Here is a 14,497-nt window from a genome sequence, read left to right on the forward strand (position 1 = left end):
CGACACGGGCGGCTCGGCAGCCGTGTCGCGGCGGGACGGGCGGGCGCGGGGCGATCGGCGTCAGTGGCCGTGGCGCCAATACCCGCAGAACGTGATGTCGGATCGCGGGACACCCGCATGCACCCAGTGCCGGCGGGCGCCCACGGCGAGCGACTGCTCGCCGACCGCCCAGCCGTAGAAGCGCTCTCCCGGCACGGCGAGCGCCTGCACCTCGGTGAGGGCGGCACGGCCGGGCACCGCGTCGGGGTCGGCGCGGACGATCCACCGCACCTCGACGCCGGCAGGCGCGTGCAGATCCCGGCGGTCCGACGCATCCGGGACCTCGATGACCGCGACGCCCCGCGCCCCGTCAGGCAGCGAGGAGAGGATGCCGGCGACCGCGGGCAGACCCGTCTCGTCGGCGACCAGCAGCGTGCTCTCGCCGCACTCGGGCGGCGCGTTGTACGACACTCCCTCGTCGAGCAGGCCGATCGCATCGCCCGGCGTGCACTGCAGCGCCCACTCGACCGCCGGACCCGCGTCGTGGCGGAGCCCGTCATCGAGCCCGTGGAGCACGAAGTCGATGTCCAGCTCCGCACCGCCTGTGCCGTCGGGGCGGAACCCGCCCACCGTGTAGTTCCGCAGGAGCGGTCGCTCGGTCTTTGCGATCGCGAGGTAACGCAGGTAGGAGAGCGTGTCGAGGCGCCGCGGAAGCCGGGCGAGCGACTTCTCGCCGACGGGCAGGAACAGCCGGAACCACTGATCGAAGCCCATCGGCACGAACTCCTCGAGGTCTCCCCCGCCGACCGTCACCCGGACGAAGCTCTGCGAGATCCGCTCCCGTCGCAGAGCGTGCGCCGTGAGCACGCGAGCCGTCTCGGGCTTGCGTCGCGTCGCGGTCATGTTGGTGCGGACCATCGCCCCTCCAAGTAAGGTGAGCCTGACCGACTAGCGCGCGTGTCGGCGGCCGGCACTACTCTCGACACGTGCAGAGCGAGATCGAGATTCTCGTCGTGGCGGATGCGAGCGCCTGGCGACGGTGGCTGGACGCGAATGAGAGCACCTCCGACGGCGTCTGGCTCGCGCTCGCCAAGAAGGGCACGACAGATCCCACGACGCTGACCTACGCCCAGGCGCTCGACGAGGCGCTGTGCAGCGGATGGATCGACGGACAGATCCGCTCCCGGGATGCCGCGACCTTCCTGCAGCGGTTCACCCCGCGGCGCGCACGGTCGATCTGGTCGCAGCGCAATGTGGAGCACGTGGCGCGACTCGGCGAGGAGGGACGGATGCGACCGCGCGGCGTCGCGGAGGTCGAGCGCGCGCAGGCCGATGGCCGCTGGGAGCGCGCATACGCGGGATCCGCGTCCGCCGAGCCGCCGGCCGCGCTCGTCGAGGCGCTCGCCGCGGACCCCACCGCTCGCGCGGCGTTCGACGCGCTGAGCCGCGCGGACCGGTACTCGATCCTGCATCCTCTGCTCACCGCTGGGACCGAGGACGTGCTCGCCCGCCGTGTGGCGCGGGCGCTCGTGCGGCTGCGCGACCACGGTGCCTCTACGCTGGGGCCATGACGAAGAACGGATGGCCGCGCGGCCGCATCGGCTGGGTCGTCGGCACGATCGTGCTGATCGCGCTCGGGGCGATCGTCGGCGCGGTTCTCGCCAGCATCTGGCTGGGGCTCATGCTCGCGGCCATCGTCGCGATCGGCTGGATCATGGCGTACGAGTCGTGGCGCGGCAAGGCCCCGCATCTCGACGACCCCGACGACGACGGGGCGCGCCTCTGACCCGCGCCCCGTCACCCCGCACCCGGTTCAGCCGATGCGGTCCGGGCGCGCCCAATCCTTCTCGAGCACGTGCTGGGCGAGGAACGCGAGCACCGTCTCGTACCAGACCACCGCGTGCTGCGGCTTCAGCACCCAGTGGTTCTCGTCGGGGAAGTAGAGGAACTTGTGCGGCAGCGTGCCGTCCTCGGCGGCGAAGTGCTCGCCCAGCTCCGACCACAGTCGCAGCCCCTCGCCGATCGGCACGCGGTAGTCGCGGTCGCCGTGGATGACCAGAAGCGGCGTGCTGATGTCGCGGACGAACCGGTGCGGCGAGTTCTCGATCATCGCCTCTGGCGTGAAGATCTCCTGCCAGTAGGAGGAGTCGTCGGTCGTGCCGCCGAACTGGTCGAGCGCCCACAGGCTCGCGTGCGTCACGATCGCGCGGAAGCGGTCGGTGTGCCCGGCGACCCAGTTCGCCATGTAGCCGCCGAAGGACCCGCCCAGCGCCGCGGTGCGCGACTCGTCGATGTCGCCCCGTGCCACGACGGCGTCGGTGATCGCCATGAGGTCGGTGTAGGGCTTCGCTCCCCAGCTGTTCCACCCGCGCGCAATGAAGTCGAGTCCGTAGCCGGTCGACAGCGCGGGGTCGGGCAGCAGCACCGCATATCCGCGGGCCACCATGAGCTGCGGATTCCAGCGCCAGCTCCACGCGTTCCAGCTGCTCACGGGGCCGCCGTGGATCCACAGCAGCAACGGAGCCGGGGCGTCGGTCGACGCATCCGGGGGCAGGAGAAGCCAGCCGCGCACGCGCGCGCCGTCGTCCGCGGTCGCCTCGACCTCGGTCATCATGGCGGGAACGTCGGGCAGCGGCACCGGTCCGGCGATCGCCGTGACGGCGTCGTCGCCGATGCGGACGGGATGCGGCGGCACCATCCAGCTCGTGCGCAGGCCCACGAGATCGCCCGTCGCGCGATCGACCGTGACGTCGGTGTAGCTGAAGTCGTCGTCGGTGAGCTGGGCCGCGGCCGAGCCGTCGAGCGGAATGCGGAAGACCGGGCCGCGGCCGTCCTGATCGGCCGTCGCGACGAGCGCCGCGTCGTCGCCGTCGAACGCGATGCCGGTCGCCCACCGGTCCCAGCCGGCGGCGAGGCGCTGCACGTCGGATCCGTCGAGGGCGCTCGTCAGGAGCTCCTGGTCGGCAGGGCCGTCGGCCGTGCTGCGCGGTGTGCGGATCCACGCCAGGTGAGTGCCGTCGTGGCTGATGACGGGCTCCTCCTGGTCGACACGCTGCTCGTCATGCAGGATCGTCTGCTCAGCGGTCGCCACGTCGATCGACACGAGCCGCGACCGCTGCGAGCGGCCCTCGCGTGCGAGCATCGCGGCCACGACGGTCGCGCCGTCGGGGGTGATCGCGACTCCGCGCGTGGAGGCCGACCGGCCCGGGTGCGGGGTGAGGTCACGAGGGCGCGGGAGGTGCGCGGGATACGGGGCGGGAGCATCGTCGCCCTTCTCCGTCTCACCGGTGCGCGCGGATCCGACCTCCTCGACCAGCTCGCCGAGCCGGAGCGCGAAGAGGTGCGGCTCGTCGGGACCGAGGTCGTGGTCCCAGTACCGGACCGGATACTGCTCGTGCAGGATCGCGGCCACCTTGTGCTTGGAACGGTCGGCCCGCAACCGGGCGTCGTCGTCGATCGTGTCGGCCGCCGGCAGCAGCGGGGCCGAGACGATGACGACATCGGATGCCTCGGCCACCGCTTCGATGGACGACACGCCGCCGGCGAGCCGGGTCACCGGACGCGCCTCGCCGCCGCCGGCGGGGAGCAGCCACAGCTGCGCCGGGTCGTCGTCGTCCGCCGTGCCGTCGGGACGCGCCGAGAGGAAGAGCACGTCGCCGTCCGCCGTGTAGACCGGCGCCGATTCGCCCTTCGCTGAGCGGGTGAGACGGCGGGCCGGCGCATCCGTGTCGTCTGTCGCGACCTCCCAGAGGGCGCGGTCGTAGCCGGTGCCGTCCTTGTTCAACGTGGCGATCCCGAGGATCGCGCGGCGCCCGTCGGGCGAGAGTGCGAGGGACTCGGTGCGGGGCAGGGCGATGTAGTCGTCAAGGGAGTCGAACGGCGTTGTGCGCATGACCCCACGCTATCGCCGCGCCGGAGGCTACATCTCCTCGTGCGTGTCGGGGTCGCCGTCCCAGAGCCGGCCGCGCTCGAGAGCCGAGAGGGCCGCGACCTCGTCGTCGGTGAGCGTGAAGTCGAAGATGTCGGCGTTCTCCCGCTGCCGGTCGGCATGCGCCGACTTCGGAATGGGCGTCGAACCGAGCTGCACATGCCACCGCAGCACCGCCTGCGTGGGGGTGACCTCGTGGGCGGCCGCGACATCCGTCACCGCCTGCTCGCTCAGCAGCTCGCTGCGGCGGGCGAGCGGGCTCCAGCTCTCGGTGCGGATGCCGTGAGCGGTGTGGAACGCGCGCAGCGCCGACTGCGGGAAGTACGGGTGCATCTCGACCTGGTTCACGGCCGGGGTCACGCCGGTCTCGTCGATGAGGCGCGCCAGCATCTCTTCGGTGAAGTTCGAGACGCCGATCGAGCGGACGAGTCCCTCCTCACGCAGCCGGATCATCGCGCGCCAGCTGTCGAGGTACCGGCCGACGCTGGGGTTCGGCCAGTGGATGAGGTAGAGGTCGATGCGGTCGAGGCCGAGACGCTCCAGCGAGCCCCGCGCGCTCGCGAGGGTCTCGTCGAAGCCGTGGTCGCGCCCGGGGAGCTTCGTCGTGACGAGCAGCTCGTCTCGGTCGGTGTCGCTGCGGCGCACCGCCTCGCCCACCTCCGCTTCGTTGCCGTAGTTGACCGCGGTGTCGAGCAGCCGGTACCCGGCCGAGATCGCGGAGGCGATGGCATCCACCCCCTCCGATCCCGTCAGCTTGTAAGTGCCGAAGCCGAGCTCCGGGAAGTGGACGTCGTCGTTGAGGGTCACGGTGGGGATCGCGGTCATGACTCCATCCTGGCCGCCGATCGCCGGTTCGACACCCGGTTGACGCGGGCCCTTACGTCCACCGGGGCGCCACGTCAACGCCATGGCGACACGCAGCCGACCGGCGGAGAGTGGCGACATGGACACCGACGACATGACGATCGACCCCGGGATCCCGGGCGGTCCCCCCACTCCGCCGGGCGCACCGGAGCCCGGTCCGGCCGCTCCGCCGCAGCCCTCGCCGAGCCCGCCGACGCCGAGCCCCGCTCCGCCGAGCCCGGACCCGACGCCCGCGGAGCCGCCGGCGCCGAATCCGCTCGAGCCGCAGGTGCCGACGCCACAGGAGCCGACGGTTCCCACGCCGCCGCCCGAGCGCCCGATGTGAGCGTGTCTGCCGATGTGACATCCGTGGCAGAAGGCGCCCCGCGGGGAATGCGGTGCACCGCGGCGCGTTGGCCCTGATATGACCACTGTCGGAATCATCGGAGCCGGACACATCGGAAGCACCCTCGCGACGGGGCTCGTCGCCCGCGGATACGACGTCGTGATCGCGAACTCTCGCGACCCCGAGACCCTCGCCCCGCTGATCGAGAAGCTCGGCGGCAGAGCACGCGCTGCGACGGCGGCGGAGGCGGCGGATGCGGCGGACTGGGCGATCGTCACCGTTCCGCTGAAGGCGCTCGGCGACGTGCCGGTCGAGCCGCTGGCCGGCAAGACCGTGCTCGACACCTGCAACTACTACTGGGAGCGCGACGGCCGCATCGCGGCGCTCGACGAGAAGCGGACAACGACGTCGCAGCTCGTGCAGGAGCACCTGCGGTCGTCGAAGGTCGCGAAGGCCTTCAACCACGTCCGCTCGGGCGAGATCCTCACCGACGGCTCCCCCGCCGGCACCGAGAACCGGCGCGCCCTGGCCACGGCGAGCGATGACGCGGACGCCGCGCGCCTCGTCACGGACCTGTACGACGACTTCGGCTTCGACACCGTGAACATCGGCCCGCTGAGCGAGAGCTGGCGCGTCGAGCGCGACCAGCCGGCCTACGTCGTGCGGCAGAACGCCGAGGAACTGCGCACGAACCTCGCCGCCGCCCAGCGGTGAGGGGCTGGCCCGTCCGGGCCGTCCGGACGGCCGGGCGCAACCCTCTGACGCGGCGGCGCCGACCGGGCTAGCGTGGAGGCATGAGCGCTCCGATCGATCCCACCACGACATCGGCCTGGGCCGAGCTTCAGCAGCACAAGGCCGACCTGCGGCCCGATCTGCGCGGATGGTTCGCCGCCGACGCATCCCGTGCCGAGCGCTTGACGTTCGACGCCGCCGACCTGCACGTCGACCTGTCGAAGAACCTCGTCACCGACGACATCCTCGCCTCCCTCGTGCGCCTCGGCGAGCAGACCGGCGTCGCCGAGCGCTTCGCGCAGATGCTGCAGGGCGCCCACCTCAACACGACCGAGGACCGCGCGGTGCTGCACACCGCGCTGCGGCGACCCGAGGGGGCCGACCCCGAGCTCGTGGTCGACGGGCAGCACGTCGACCACGACGTCCACGAGGTGCTGGGCCGCATGCGCGCGTTCGCCGACCGGGCGCGCTCCGGCACATGGACCGGCGTCACCGGCGAGAAGGTCACGCACGTCGTCAACATCGGCATCGGCGGCTCCGACCTCGGCCCGGTCATGGTGTACGAGGCGCTCAAGCCGTATGCCACCGACATTCAGGCGCGCTTCATCTCCAACATCGACCCGACCGACCTCGCGCAGACCACCGCCGACCTCGACCCCGCGACGACACTGTTCATCGTGGCGTCGAAGACGTTCACGACGCTCGAGACGCTCACCAATGCACGCCTCGCCCGGGACTGGCTCTGGGCCGGGCTCCAGGAGTCCGGCGCGATCGACGACACCGACGAGGCGAAGAAGGATGCGGTGGCCCACCACTTCGTCGCCGTCTCGACGGCGCTCGACAAGGTCGCCGACTTCGGCATCGACACCGACAACGCCTTCGGGTTCTGGGACTGGGTCGGCGGCCGCTACTCGGTCGACTCGGCGATCGGCCTCTCGCTCGAGCTCGCGCTCGGCCCCGACGTGTTCGAGGACCTGCTGGCCGGGTTCCACGACATCGACGTGCACACCGCATCCGCTCCCCTGGAGCGCAACGTGCCGGCCCTCATGGGACTGCTCAACGTCTGGTACACGAACTTCCTCGATGCGCAGACCCACGCGGTGCTGCCGTACGCGCAGCTGCTGCACCGGTTCCCCGCCTACCTGCAGCAGCTCACGATGGAATCGAACGGCAAGTCGGTGCGGTGGGACGGCTCCCCCGTCACGACCGACACCGGCGAGGTGTTCTGGGGCGAGCCGGGAACCAACGGACAGCACGCGTTCTACCAGCTGATCCACCAGGGAACGCGGCTGATCCCGGCGGACTTCATCGCGTTCGTGAACCCCGCGTACCCGCTGAAGGACGGCGATCGGGATGTGCACGGGCTGTTCCTCGCGAACTTCCTCGCGCAGACGAAGGCGCTCGCGTTCGGCAAGACGGCCGACGAGGTCGAGGCCGAGGGCACCACCGGCCCGCTCGTCGCGGCGCGCACGTTCAGCGGCAACCGGCCGACGACATCGATCTTCGCCCCCGCGCTCACTCCGCGCGTGCTCGGACAGCTCATCGCGCTGTACGAGCACATCACGTTCACCGAGGGCACGGTGTGGGGCATCAACTCGTTCGACCAGTGGGGGGTCGAGCTCGGCAAGCAGCTCGCGCTGCAGATCGCACCCGCGATCGAGGGCGATGAGGACGCTGTGGCCGCACAGGATGCCTCGACCCGCGGGCTACTGGACTACTACCGCGCGCATCGGCGCTGAGGCGGGCATTGGGGCGTGATCCTGCAGCCCGCGCCGCAGGATCACGCCCCGAACGCAGGGATCCGCCCCGAACGTCTCGACAGCGCGGCGCCAGTAGGCTGACCGCCATGTACCCGCCGATCGAACCGCACGCATCGGGGTGGCTGGCGCGCCCCGACGGCGCGGAGATCTACTGGGAGGCGTCCGGCTCGCCCACGGGCATCCCGGCGCTGTACCTGCACGGCGGCCCGGGTGGCGGGCTCGGCGCCGGCGGCTACCGGCGCCGATTCGATCCGGAGAAGTACTTCATCGTCGGCGTCGATCAGCGCGGGTGCGGCCGCAGCCGCCCGACCGTGATCGACGACCTCGCGCACCTCGACGCGAACACCACGCCGGCGCTCATCGACGATCTCGAAGCGGTGCGGCAGCATCTCGGCGTCGACGGGTGGCTGCTGCACGGCGTCTCGTGGGGATCGACGCTCGCTCTCGCCTACGCCCTCACCCATCCCGAGCGCGTCACCGGCGTCGTGAACGCGGCGGTCACGACCACCTCTCGCGAGGAGGTCGAGTGGATCACTGAGACGGTCGGCGCGCTGTTCCCCGAGGAATGGGAGCCGTTCGCGGCGGTCCGCCGTCCCGGCGAGCGCGTCGTGGCGGCGTACGCGCGGCTCCTCCGCGACGCCGACCCCGACGTGCGCGCCGAAGCCGCCGCCGCCTGGGACCGCTGGGAGGGAGTGCACGTCGGCCTCGACCCGCTGCGACCGGCCGGGCCGCCGCATCCGGCCGACCCGAGACAGCAGCAGACGTTCGCGACGCTCGTCACGCACTACTGGGCGAACGACGGATTCCTCGAGGTGCCCATCATCGACCGGGCCGGGGAGCTGGCAGCGATCCCGGGCGTGCTCATCCACGGCCGCCACGACGTCAGCGGTCCGGCGGTGACGGCCTGGCGCCTCCACCGCGCGTGGCCAGGCAGCCGCCTGCATATCGTGGAGACCGAGGGTCACGGCGGTCCCGAGATGATGGACCTCGTCGCCCGAGCCACCGACGAGGCCGCGGTTACTTCACGCTTCCCGCGGTGAGTCCTCCGACGAGTCGCTTCTCGATCAGCATGAACAGGACGACGACCGGAACGATCGCGACGACCGACACCCCGAAGACGTACTGCCACGCGGCGTCGTACTGACCCACGAACTTCGTCAGGGCCACCGAGAGCGGCTGGTTGGCGTCGGTGGAGAGGATCACGAGCGACGCGGCGAACTCATTCCAGGACGCGACGAACGTGTAGACGATCGCGGTGACGATGCCCGGCCACACCAGCGGCAGCTGCACGCGGAAGAGCACCGTCCACTTGCCCGCGCCGTCGATCTGCGCCGCCTCGTCGACCTCCTTCGGCACGCCGGCGAAGAAGTTGTGCATGATCCAGATCGCGAACGCGAGATTGAACGCGGCGTTGATGAGGATCATCGCGAGCCACGTGTCGTTGATCCCGAGGGTCACCATCTCCTTGAACAGACCCGTCGCGAGCACCGTCGGCTGCAGCATCTGCGTCACGATCACGAGGAAGAGGAAGACGCCGCGACCCGGAAACCGGAAGCGCGCCGTGTAGTACGCCGCCGGCACGCAGACGATGAGCACGAGCGCCGTCGCGAACACCGAGATCACGATCGTCGAGATCATGTTCAGCGGCAGCGGGGTCTCGGGCGTCGACCACATCGTCAGGTAGTTCTCGGGATGCCACGTGGTCGGCAGATACGTCGGCGGAACGGCGAGGATGTTCGACCGGCTCTTGAACGAGCCGATGAGCATGATGAGGTACGGGATGAGGAAGACGAACGCGATGATGACGCCGGCGATGACGCGTCCGGTCATGCGCGCGGTCGAGACATCCCGCCCCCGCGGCCTGCGGTGTCCCCGGCGCGGCTCGATGAGCGTGGCGGTCGCGGTCATGACACGTCCTTCATCGGCTTGACGATCCACAGGTAGAGGCCGACGACGACCAGCACGATCAGGAAGTTGATCACGCCGAGGGCGCTCGACAGGTCGATGCGCTGCTCGTTCTGCAGCAGCTTGAACATGTAGGTGGTCGTCGTGTCGGCCCTGTATCCGGGGATCGACCCCGTCATGAGCTTGAGGATCGGCAGCGAGTTGAACACGTTGATGATGTTGATGAGGCTCGCCAGCGCGATCGCGTTGCGCAGGTTCGGCAGCGTCACCCCGAAGTAGGCGCGCACGGGGCCCGCGCCGTCCATCTTCGCGGCCTCCATCATGTCGATCGGGATGCCGGCATGGCCGGCGAGCAGCGTGTACGTCGTGAACGGCAGCGAGACGAACACCGCGATCGCGATCGATGAGACGAACGCCGGCAGCGGCTCCTTTGTGAAGCCGAGGGGCTCGGCGAGCAGGTGCACGTCGACGAGGAACCTGTTGATGATGCCGTAGTAGGGATCGAGTCCGTAGACGAACACGGTCGTCGTCATCACGACGCTCGATGCCCAGGGGATGATGATCGCCATGCGCACCCAGCGCCGGCCGGGGAAGTTCTTGTCGAGGAAGTTCGCGAGGGCGAGTGAGATCACGACCGTGAGGATGACGACAGCGCCGACCCAGACGAGGGAGTTCAGCAGGATGCCGGGAAGCTCGGGGCGTGCCAGCACGGCGAGGTAGTTCGCGAAGCCGACCGTGCCGTGGTCGACGCCGGCGACGGAGATCTTCCGCGTCGAGTTGAACACCATGTAGCCGGCGGGGAACAGCACGACGCCGAAGATCAGGATGAGTGCGGGAGCCGTCCATGGAACGGCGTGCCAGAGGTCGGCGCCGCCGGTGGTGCGATGCTGAGGGCCGCTGCGGCGGCCACGGCCCGAGACCGTGACCGCCGCGGCGGTGGGGGCGAGCTGCGTCATCGCGGCAGGATCACTGCCCGTCGGCCTTGGCCTGGATCGCCTTCAGCAGCGTCGCCGGGTCTGCCTTCTGGCCGAGCTGACCGATCTGCGCCTGGATCGCTCCCTGCGCGGCCGACCAGTTCGGGTTCGTCGACGGGTAGAACTTGGCGCTCGGCAGCAGTTCGAGGAACGGCTTGATCGCCTCATCCGATCCCATCTTCTCGGCGCCCGACTTCGTCGTGGGGAGGAATCCCTCCTCGGTCACCCACTTGGAGTAGACGTCGGCCGAGTAGAAGTAGTCGAGGAACTTGGTGATCGCTGCCTTCTTGTCGACCTTGTTCTTGAACGCCATGAGGTGGTCGGCGACGCCCAGAGTGAACGGTGACCCGTCCTTCGTGGCGATCGGCGCGATCGCGTAGTCGAGGTCGGGGTTCTTGTCCTTGATCTGACCCACGATCGGCGGCAGACCCACCTGCATGCCGATCTTGCCCTGGATGAAGACGTTCAGCAGGGGCGTGCGATCGGTCGAGCCCGGGTTCGCCTCGGTCCAGCCCTGGGTGATGAACTTCTGCATCTCGGTGGCCGCGGCGATGTTCTCCGGGCTGTCGATCGTGAGCTTCGACGCGTCGCCGTAGCCTCCGCCTCCGCCGTAGAACCAGATGGCCGTCTCAGCCTGCGCCTCCTCGCTCCCGAGCGGCATGCCGTACGGCGTGACGCCCGCCTTCTTGAGCTTCGCGGCGGCAGCCTCCATGTCGGCCCACGTCTTCGGCGGGTCGGTGATGCCGGCCTGCTTGAAGAGGTCCTTGTTGTAGAAGAGGGCACGCGCCGACGCGATGAACGGCAGGCCGTACTGCGTGCCGTCGATCGAGGCGTTCTCCACGAATGAGGGCTGGAAGTCGTCGAGCGTCGCCTTCGAGACGACGTCCTTGGCCGGATAGAGCAGGTCGTCGGAGGCGAAGCCCGCGAACGCGTCGATGTTCAGGATGTCGGGCTGCTTGCCGGCCTGCACCCGGGTCTTGATGACGTCGTTGATGTCGTTCCAGCTCTCGACGTCGAGGTTGACCTTGATGCCGTCGTTCTTCGCCTCGAAGTCCTTGATGATCTGCTGCCACTCGGCCTTCGTGTTGTCGGAGTAGCTCGCGACCATGAGCTCGAGGGTCTGTGCGTCGCCGCCGGCGTCGTTCTTGCCGCCGAAGCCGCATCCGGCGAGCGCTCCGACGGCGACCGTCGCCGTCGCGGCGACGGCGATCCACCGCAGGGATGTCTTCATTGAGATCCTCTTTCCCGAAGGTTTCGATCGCCTCAGGAGTGTGGACGACCGTGTCCGAGTGACTAATCCTGACTCAAAACGCGGTCCAACGTCCAGAACTTATCACCCGCTTGCATCATGGCGGCCGCTCACGCCGTCCGTCAAGCCCGACTCCAGGATCGTTACCCGACGTTGACGCGAGCGCCGCAGGGATCCGCCCGCGCCCCCGAGGAGGAGATTGGAAGGATCCCTAGCAAATTATGCACGCCACACTACCGGCCCAGCAGCGTCGTGCCAAGGCATCGTTCCGGCACTCCGTCACCCTCGCTGGGGACGCGGCGCGGATCAGGACGCCGAGGCCGGTCCGTAGAGACGCGCGATCTCCGCAGAGTTGCGTCCGACGGCGTAGGTGCCGTGCTGCGGCCATCCGTCCGGCACGTCCTGCCATTCCTCCTGACGGCCCCACGGCAGCAGGTCGACGAGTGCGAACGTGTGGCTCAGCTGCTCGACGCCCCGGCCATCCGTGTGCCATGTGCGATAGACGTCATCGCCGTCGCGGAGGAAGACGTTCACGGCGAAGCCGCCATCGACCGGGGCGCCCATATCGGCCCCGAAGTCACTGCCGGCGCTGGAATACCACTCCATCCGGTTGCCGACCTTCTCGCGATATGCGAGCGCCTCGTCGATCTCGCCCTGCGTGACGACGACGAATCGCGCGTCATACAGGTCGAGGAACTCCAGACGCGTGAACTGCGAGGTGAAACCCGTGCAACCCGGGCACTGCCACTCGGCGTCGGCATGCCACATGTGGTGATACGTGATCAGCTGGGAGCGCCCCTCGAAGACATCGGCGAGCCGGATCGGCCCCCGAGCGCCCGTCAGCGTGTAGTCAGGCAGCTTGACCATGGGAAGCCGCCGGCGCGCGGCCGCGATTGCGTCGAGCTCGCGGGTCGCCGCCTTCTCGCGCACGCGCAACTCGTCCAGGCGGGAGCGCCAGGTGTCGTGATCGACGACGGGCGGAAGTGCACTGGACATCGGGTCCCCCTCGAAGGTGCTACAGGCGATCTGCTGATATGTTGACAGCGTACACATCGGCTCGCGAGCGTCAAGAGGCAGGATGGTCAGCAGGACACGGGAGAGCTATCACCACGGCAATCTTCGCGAGGCGCTCATCGCCGCCGGGCTCGAGTTGGCGCGTGACGGCGGTGCTCGGGCCCTCACTCTGCGCGATGCGACGCGGCGGGCCGGGGTGTCACCGTCTGCGGCTTACCGCCACTTCGCGGACCGTGATGCGCTGATCGCCGCGGTCGCCTCCCGCATCCGTGAACGGATGGCCGCTCGGATGGCGTCGTTCGCCGGGACCGCGACGTCGGGGCGCGCCCGTCTGCGCGCCGTGGGACTGGGCTACATCGCGTTCGCGCGCGAAGAGCCGGGGTGGTTCGAGACCGCGTTCGCCGTGATCGACGCCCTGCCGAGCGGATCGGACACATCGTCGGAGACCGCGCCGGGTGACGCATCCGCTCCCCCGGCGCCGCTGGCAGCGCTGTCGGCAGCGCTCGATGCGCTCGTCGCCGAAGGGTCGCTGCCCGCCGACCGTCGGGCGGGCGCCGAATGGCCGTGCTGGTCGGCCGTGCACGGGTTCGCCCGGCTCGTGCTGCGCGGCCCGCTGCGCCGCCTGCCCGCAGCGGACGTCGACGCCGCCGCGCTCCGGACCGTCGACACGGTCATCGCGGGGCTCCTCGTCGAGCCGGCGGCGCGCTCCGCCAGGCGCTAGGCAGGCTGCGGCCAGGCCTGCACGATCTCCCGCCGGGCACCGTCGACACGGATGCGCGCGGACGCGCCGTTCAGGAGCGGCAGATGCGGCGGGACGTGCCCGATCTCCATGTCGAACACGATCGGGATGCCGAGGCCGCCGAGGGCGTCGAGTGCCGCCTCCTCCTGCGAGAGTCCGCCGTCGTCGTGCGACGCCGGCGCCTCCGTGCGAGCGATGAGGATCGCGCTCGCATGGTCGAACCATCCGGCGTAGCGCAGCTGGTGCAGGTAACGGCAGACGGTGAACGCCGGCTCTTCCGCGGTCTCGAGGTAGACGATCAGGTCGCCGTGCTCATCGGCGAACGACGGCACGTCGCCGTAGGGAGTTCCGGCGAGGCCGGCCATCATCTCGGTGCAGCCGCCGATGATCGTGCCGCTGACGTCGAGGGCCTGGGCGCCGTGCAGACGCCAGTTGCCGCTGGCCCGCTGCTTCCACGTCGTCGCGGCCGGCTCGGTGAGGGGATGCCAGTCAGCGATCATGCCGCTGGCATGCTGTGCGACGGGACCGACCGCGGTGGCGATCGCAAGCCAATGAGCGAGCGGTTCCGGCGCCGCGTACGGCGTGTCCATGAGGTTGTCGCCGTGAAGGGTGGGCAGGCCGGCACGGAGTGTGAGCGGCACCATCCAGCTCGACGAGTCGGAGAAGCCCACCACCCAGGTCGGCTCGGCGGCGCGGATCGCGTCGAAGTCGAGCTGGTCGAGGATGTCCAGCGCCGTCCCGGCACCACCCCACGGGGGAACGACGGCTCGGATGCCGGGATCCGTCAGCATCGCCTGAAGCTCCGCAGCCCGTTCGGCCTTCGGCGCGGAGACCCAGCGGTCGGCTGCCATGCAGTCCCCGACGACCACCTCGTATCCCCGGCCTCGCAGCCACTCGACGGCGAAGGCGAGCCGCGCTCGGCCCACGTCTCCCACGCCGGAAGCGGGCGAGGTCACGCCGATCATGTCGCCGGGCTGCAGCGGTGCGGGGAAGGAGAGCGGCATACGCACAGTGAAGCAGACTCTCGC

The 14,497-nt window shown here is 69.9% G+C and carries 15 protein-coding genes; 7 read left to right on the forward strand and 8 right to left on the reverse strand.

The window, feature by feature from the left end; genetic code table 11:
* Window positions 1-60: 60 nt before the first annotated feature.
* Window positions 61-897 (reverse strand): siderophore-interacting protein, encoded by an 837-nt coding sequence (locus tag AC3RX1_RS12850; protein WP_491501633.1) that lies wholly within the window; start codon window positions 895-897, stop codon window positions 61-63.
* Window positions 898-965: 68 nt separating this feature from the next.
* On the opposite strand from AC3RX1_RS12850, the gene AC3RX1_RS12855 reads away from it, so the two are divergent.
* Both AC3RX1_RS12855 and AC3RX1_RS12860 read left to right on the forward strand, forming a co-directional pair.
* Window positions 966-1,550, forward strand: coding sequence for a YdeI/OmpD-associated family protein (locus AC3RX1_RS12855; RefSeq protein WP_491501634.1), 585 nt, complete (start codon window positions 966-968; stop codon window positions 1,548-1,550).
* Window positions 1,547-1,765 carry a hypothetical protein gene (locus AC3RX1_RS12860; RefSeq protein WP_491501635.1) on the forward strand — a complete coding sequence of 73 codons (219 nt, stop codon included), beginning with the start codon at window positions 1,547-1,549 and terminating at the stop codon, window positions 1,763-1,765. Before AC3RX1_RS12855 ends, AC3RX1_RS12860 begins: the two co-directional genes overlap by 4 nt.
* Window positions 1,766-1,792: 27 nt before the next feature.
* Here AC3RX1_RS12860 and AC3RX1_RS12865 read toward each other — a convergent pair whose 3' ends face one another.
* Both AC3RX1_RS12865 and AC3RX1_RS12870 read right to left on the reverse strand, forming a co-directional pair.
* Complete coding sequence (locus AC3RX1_RS12865) at window positions 1,793-3,871, reverse strand: S9 family peptidase (protein WP_491501636.1); 2,079 nt, start codon at window positions 3,869-3,871, stop codon at window positions 1,793-1,795.
* Window positions 3,872-3,898: 27 nt separating this feature from the next.
* Entirely contained in the window at window positions 3,899-4,732 is an 834-nt protein-coding gene (locus AC3RX1_RS12870) for an aldo/keto reductase (protein ID WP_491501637.1), read from the reverse strand.
* Window positions 4,733-4,850: 118 nt separating this feature from the next.
* On the opposite strand from AC3RX1_RS12870, the gene AC3RX1_RS12875 reads away from it, so the two are divergent.
* The 4 genes from AC3RX1_RS12875 (at window position 4,851) to AC3RX1_RS12890 (ending at window position 8,628) form a co-directional block, all read left to right on the forward strand.
* Window positions 4,851-5,096, forward strand: coding sequence for a hypothetical protein (locus AC3RX1_RS12875; protein ID WP_491501638.1), 246 nt, complete (start codon window positions 4,851-4,853; stop codon window positions 5,094-5,096).
* A gap of 78 nt (window positions 5,097-5,174) precedes the next feature.
* Window positions 5,175-5,810: an NADPH-dependent F420 reductase gene (locus tag AC3RX1_RS12880; RefSeq protein ID WP_491501639.1), complete on the forward strand. Its 636-nt coding sequence runs from the start codon at window positions 5,175-5,177 to the stop codon at window positions 5,808-5,810.
* An 80-nt stretch (window positions 5,811-5,890) separates the two neighbouring features.
* Complete coding sequence (gene pgi / locus AC3RX1_RS12885; protein ID WP_491501640.1) at window positions 5,891-7,567, forward strand: glucose-6-phosphate isomerase; 1,677 nt, start codon at window positions 5,891-5,893, stop codon at window positions 7,565-7,567.
* A 107-nt stretch (window positions 7,568-7,674) separates the two neighbouring features.
* Complete coding sequence (locus AC3RX1_RS12890) at window positions 7,675-8,628, forward strand: alpha/beta fold hydrolase (protein ID WP_491501641.1); 954 nt, start codon at window positions 7,675-7,677, stop codon at window positions 8,626-8,628.
* Here AC3RX1_RS12890 and AC3RX1_RS12895 read toward each other — a convergent pair.
* The 4 genes from AC3RX1_RS12895 to AC3RX1_RS12910 all read right to left on the reverse strand — a co-directional run bounded on the left by AC3RX1_RS12895 (window position 8,606) and on the right by AC3RX1_RS12910 (window position 12,712).
* Window positions 8,606-9,496: a carbohydrate ABC transporter permease gene (locus tag AC3RX1_RS12895; RefSeq protein WP_491501642.1), complete on the reverse strand. Its 891-nt coding sequence runs from the start codon at window positions 9,494-9,496 to the stop codon at window positions 8,606-8,608. The genes AC3RX1_RS12890 and AC3RX1_RS12895 overlap by 23 nt on opposite strands.
* A complete protein-coding gene (locus tag AC3RX1_RS12900) occupies window positions 9,493-10,449 on the reverse strand; it encodes a carbohydrate ABC transporter permease (protein WP_491501643.1) in 957 nt (318 codons plus the stop codon). Before AC3RX1_RS12900 ends, AC3RX1_RS12895 begins: the two co-directional genes overlap by 4 nt.
* A 10-nt stretch (window positions 10,450-10,459) precedes the next feature.
* Window positions 10,460-11,698 carry an extracellular solute-binding protein gene (locus AC3RX1_RS12905; RefSeq protein ID WP_491501644.1) on the reverse strand — a complete coding sequence of 413 codons (1,239 nt, stop codon included), beginning with the start codon at window positions 11,696-11,698 and terminating at the stop codon, window positions 10,460-10,462.
* Between the two features lie 324 nt (window positions 11,699-12,022).
* On the reverse strand, window positions 12,023-12,712 hold the full coding sequence (locus AC3RX1_RS12910; RefSeq protein WP_491501645.1) for a DUF899 domain-containing protein: 690 nt from the start codon (window positions 12,710-12,712) through the stop codon (window positions 12,023-12,025).
* A gap of 82 nt (window positions 12,713-12,794) precedes the next feature.
* Between AC3RX1_RS12910 and AC3RX1_RS12915 the strand changes: the two genes are divergently transcribed.
* On the forward strand, window positions 12,795-13,451 hold the full coding sequence (locus AC3RX1_RS12915) for a TetR/AcrR family transcriptional regulator (protein WP_491501646.1): 657 nt from the start codon (window positions 12,795-12,797) through the stop codon (window positions 13,449-13,451).
* Here AC3RX1_RS12915 and AC3RX1_RS12920 read toward each other — a convergent pair.
* Window positions 13,448-14,473 (reverse strand): S66 family peptidase, encoded by a 1,026-nt coding sequence (locus AC3RX1_RS12920; RefSeq protein ID WP_491501647.1) that lies wholly within the window; start codon window positions 14,471-14,473, stop codon window positions 13,448-13,450. The genes AC3RX1_RS12915 and AC3RX1_RS12920 overlap by 4 nt on opposite strands.
* Window positions 14,474-14,497: the final 24 nt, after the last annotated feature.

The organism is Microbacterium altimontanum (assembly GCF_058349865.2).

Coding starts and splice junctions, on each gene's coding strand:
- AC3RX1_RS12870 (WP_491501637.1), bottom strand. CDS start 4,732: ATGACCGCGATCCCCACCGTGACCCTCAACGACGACGTCCACTTCCCG.
- AC3RX1_RS12915 (WP_491501646.1), top strand. CDS start 12,795: ATGGTCAGCAGGACACGGGAGAGCTATCACCACGGCAATCTTCGCGAG.
- AC3RX1_RS12920 (WP_491501647.1), bottom strand. CDS start 14,473: ATGCCGCTCTCCTTCCCCGCACCGCTGCAGCCCGGCGACATGATCGGC.
- AC3RX1_RS12895 (WP_491501642.1), bottom strand. CDS start 9,496: ATGACCGCGACCGCCACGCTCATCGAGCCGCGCCGGGGACACCGCAGG.
- AC3RX1_RS12905 (WP_491501644.1), bottom strand. CDS start 11,698: ATGAAGACATCCCTGCGGTGGATCGCCGTCGCCGCGACGGCGACGGTC.
- AC3RX1_RS12860 (WP_491501635.1), top strand. CDS start 1,547: ATGACGAAGAACGGATGGCCGCGCGGCCGCATCGGCTGGGTCGTCGGC.
- pgi (WP_491501640.1), top strand. CDS start 5,891: ATGAGCGCTCCGATCGATCCCACCACGACATCGGCCTGGGCCGAGCTT.
- AC3RX1_RS12865 (WP_491501636.1), bottom strand. CDS start 3,871: ATGCGCACAACGCCGTTCGACTCCCTTGACGACTACATCGCCCTGCCC.
- AC3RX1_RS12900 (WP_491501643.1), bottom strand. CDS start 10,449: ATGACGCAGCTCGCCCCCACCGCCGCGGCGGTCACGGTCTCGGGCCGT.
- AC3RX1_RS12910 (WP_491501645.1), bottom strand. CDS start 12,712: ATGTCCAGTGCACTTCCGCCCGTCGTCGATCACGACACCTGGCGCTCC.
- AC3RX1_RS12850 (WP_491501633.1), bottom strand. CDS start 897: ATGGTCCGCACCAACATGACCGCGACGCGACGCAAGCCCGAGACGGCT.
- AC3RX1_RS12890 (WP_491501641.1), top strand. CDS start 7,675: ATGTACCCGCCGATCGAACCGCACGCATCGGGGTGGCTGGCGCGCCCC.
- AC3RX1_RS12875 (WP_491501638.1), top strand. CDS start 4,851: ATGGACACCGACGACATGACGATCGACCCCGGGATCCCGGGCGGTCCC.
- AC3RX1_RS12880 (WP_491501639.1), top strand. CDS start 5,175: ATGACCACTGTCGGAATCATCGGAGCCGGACACATCGGAAGCACCCTC.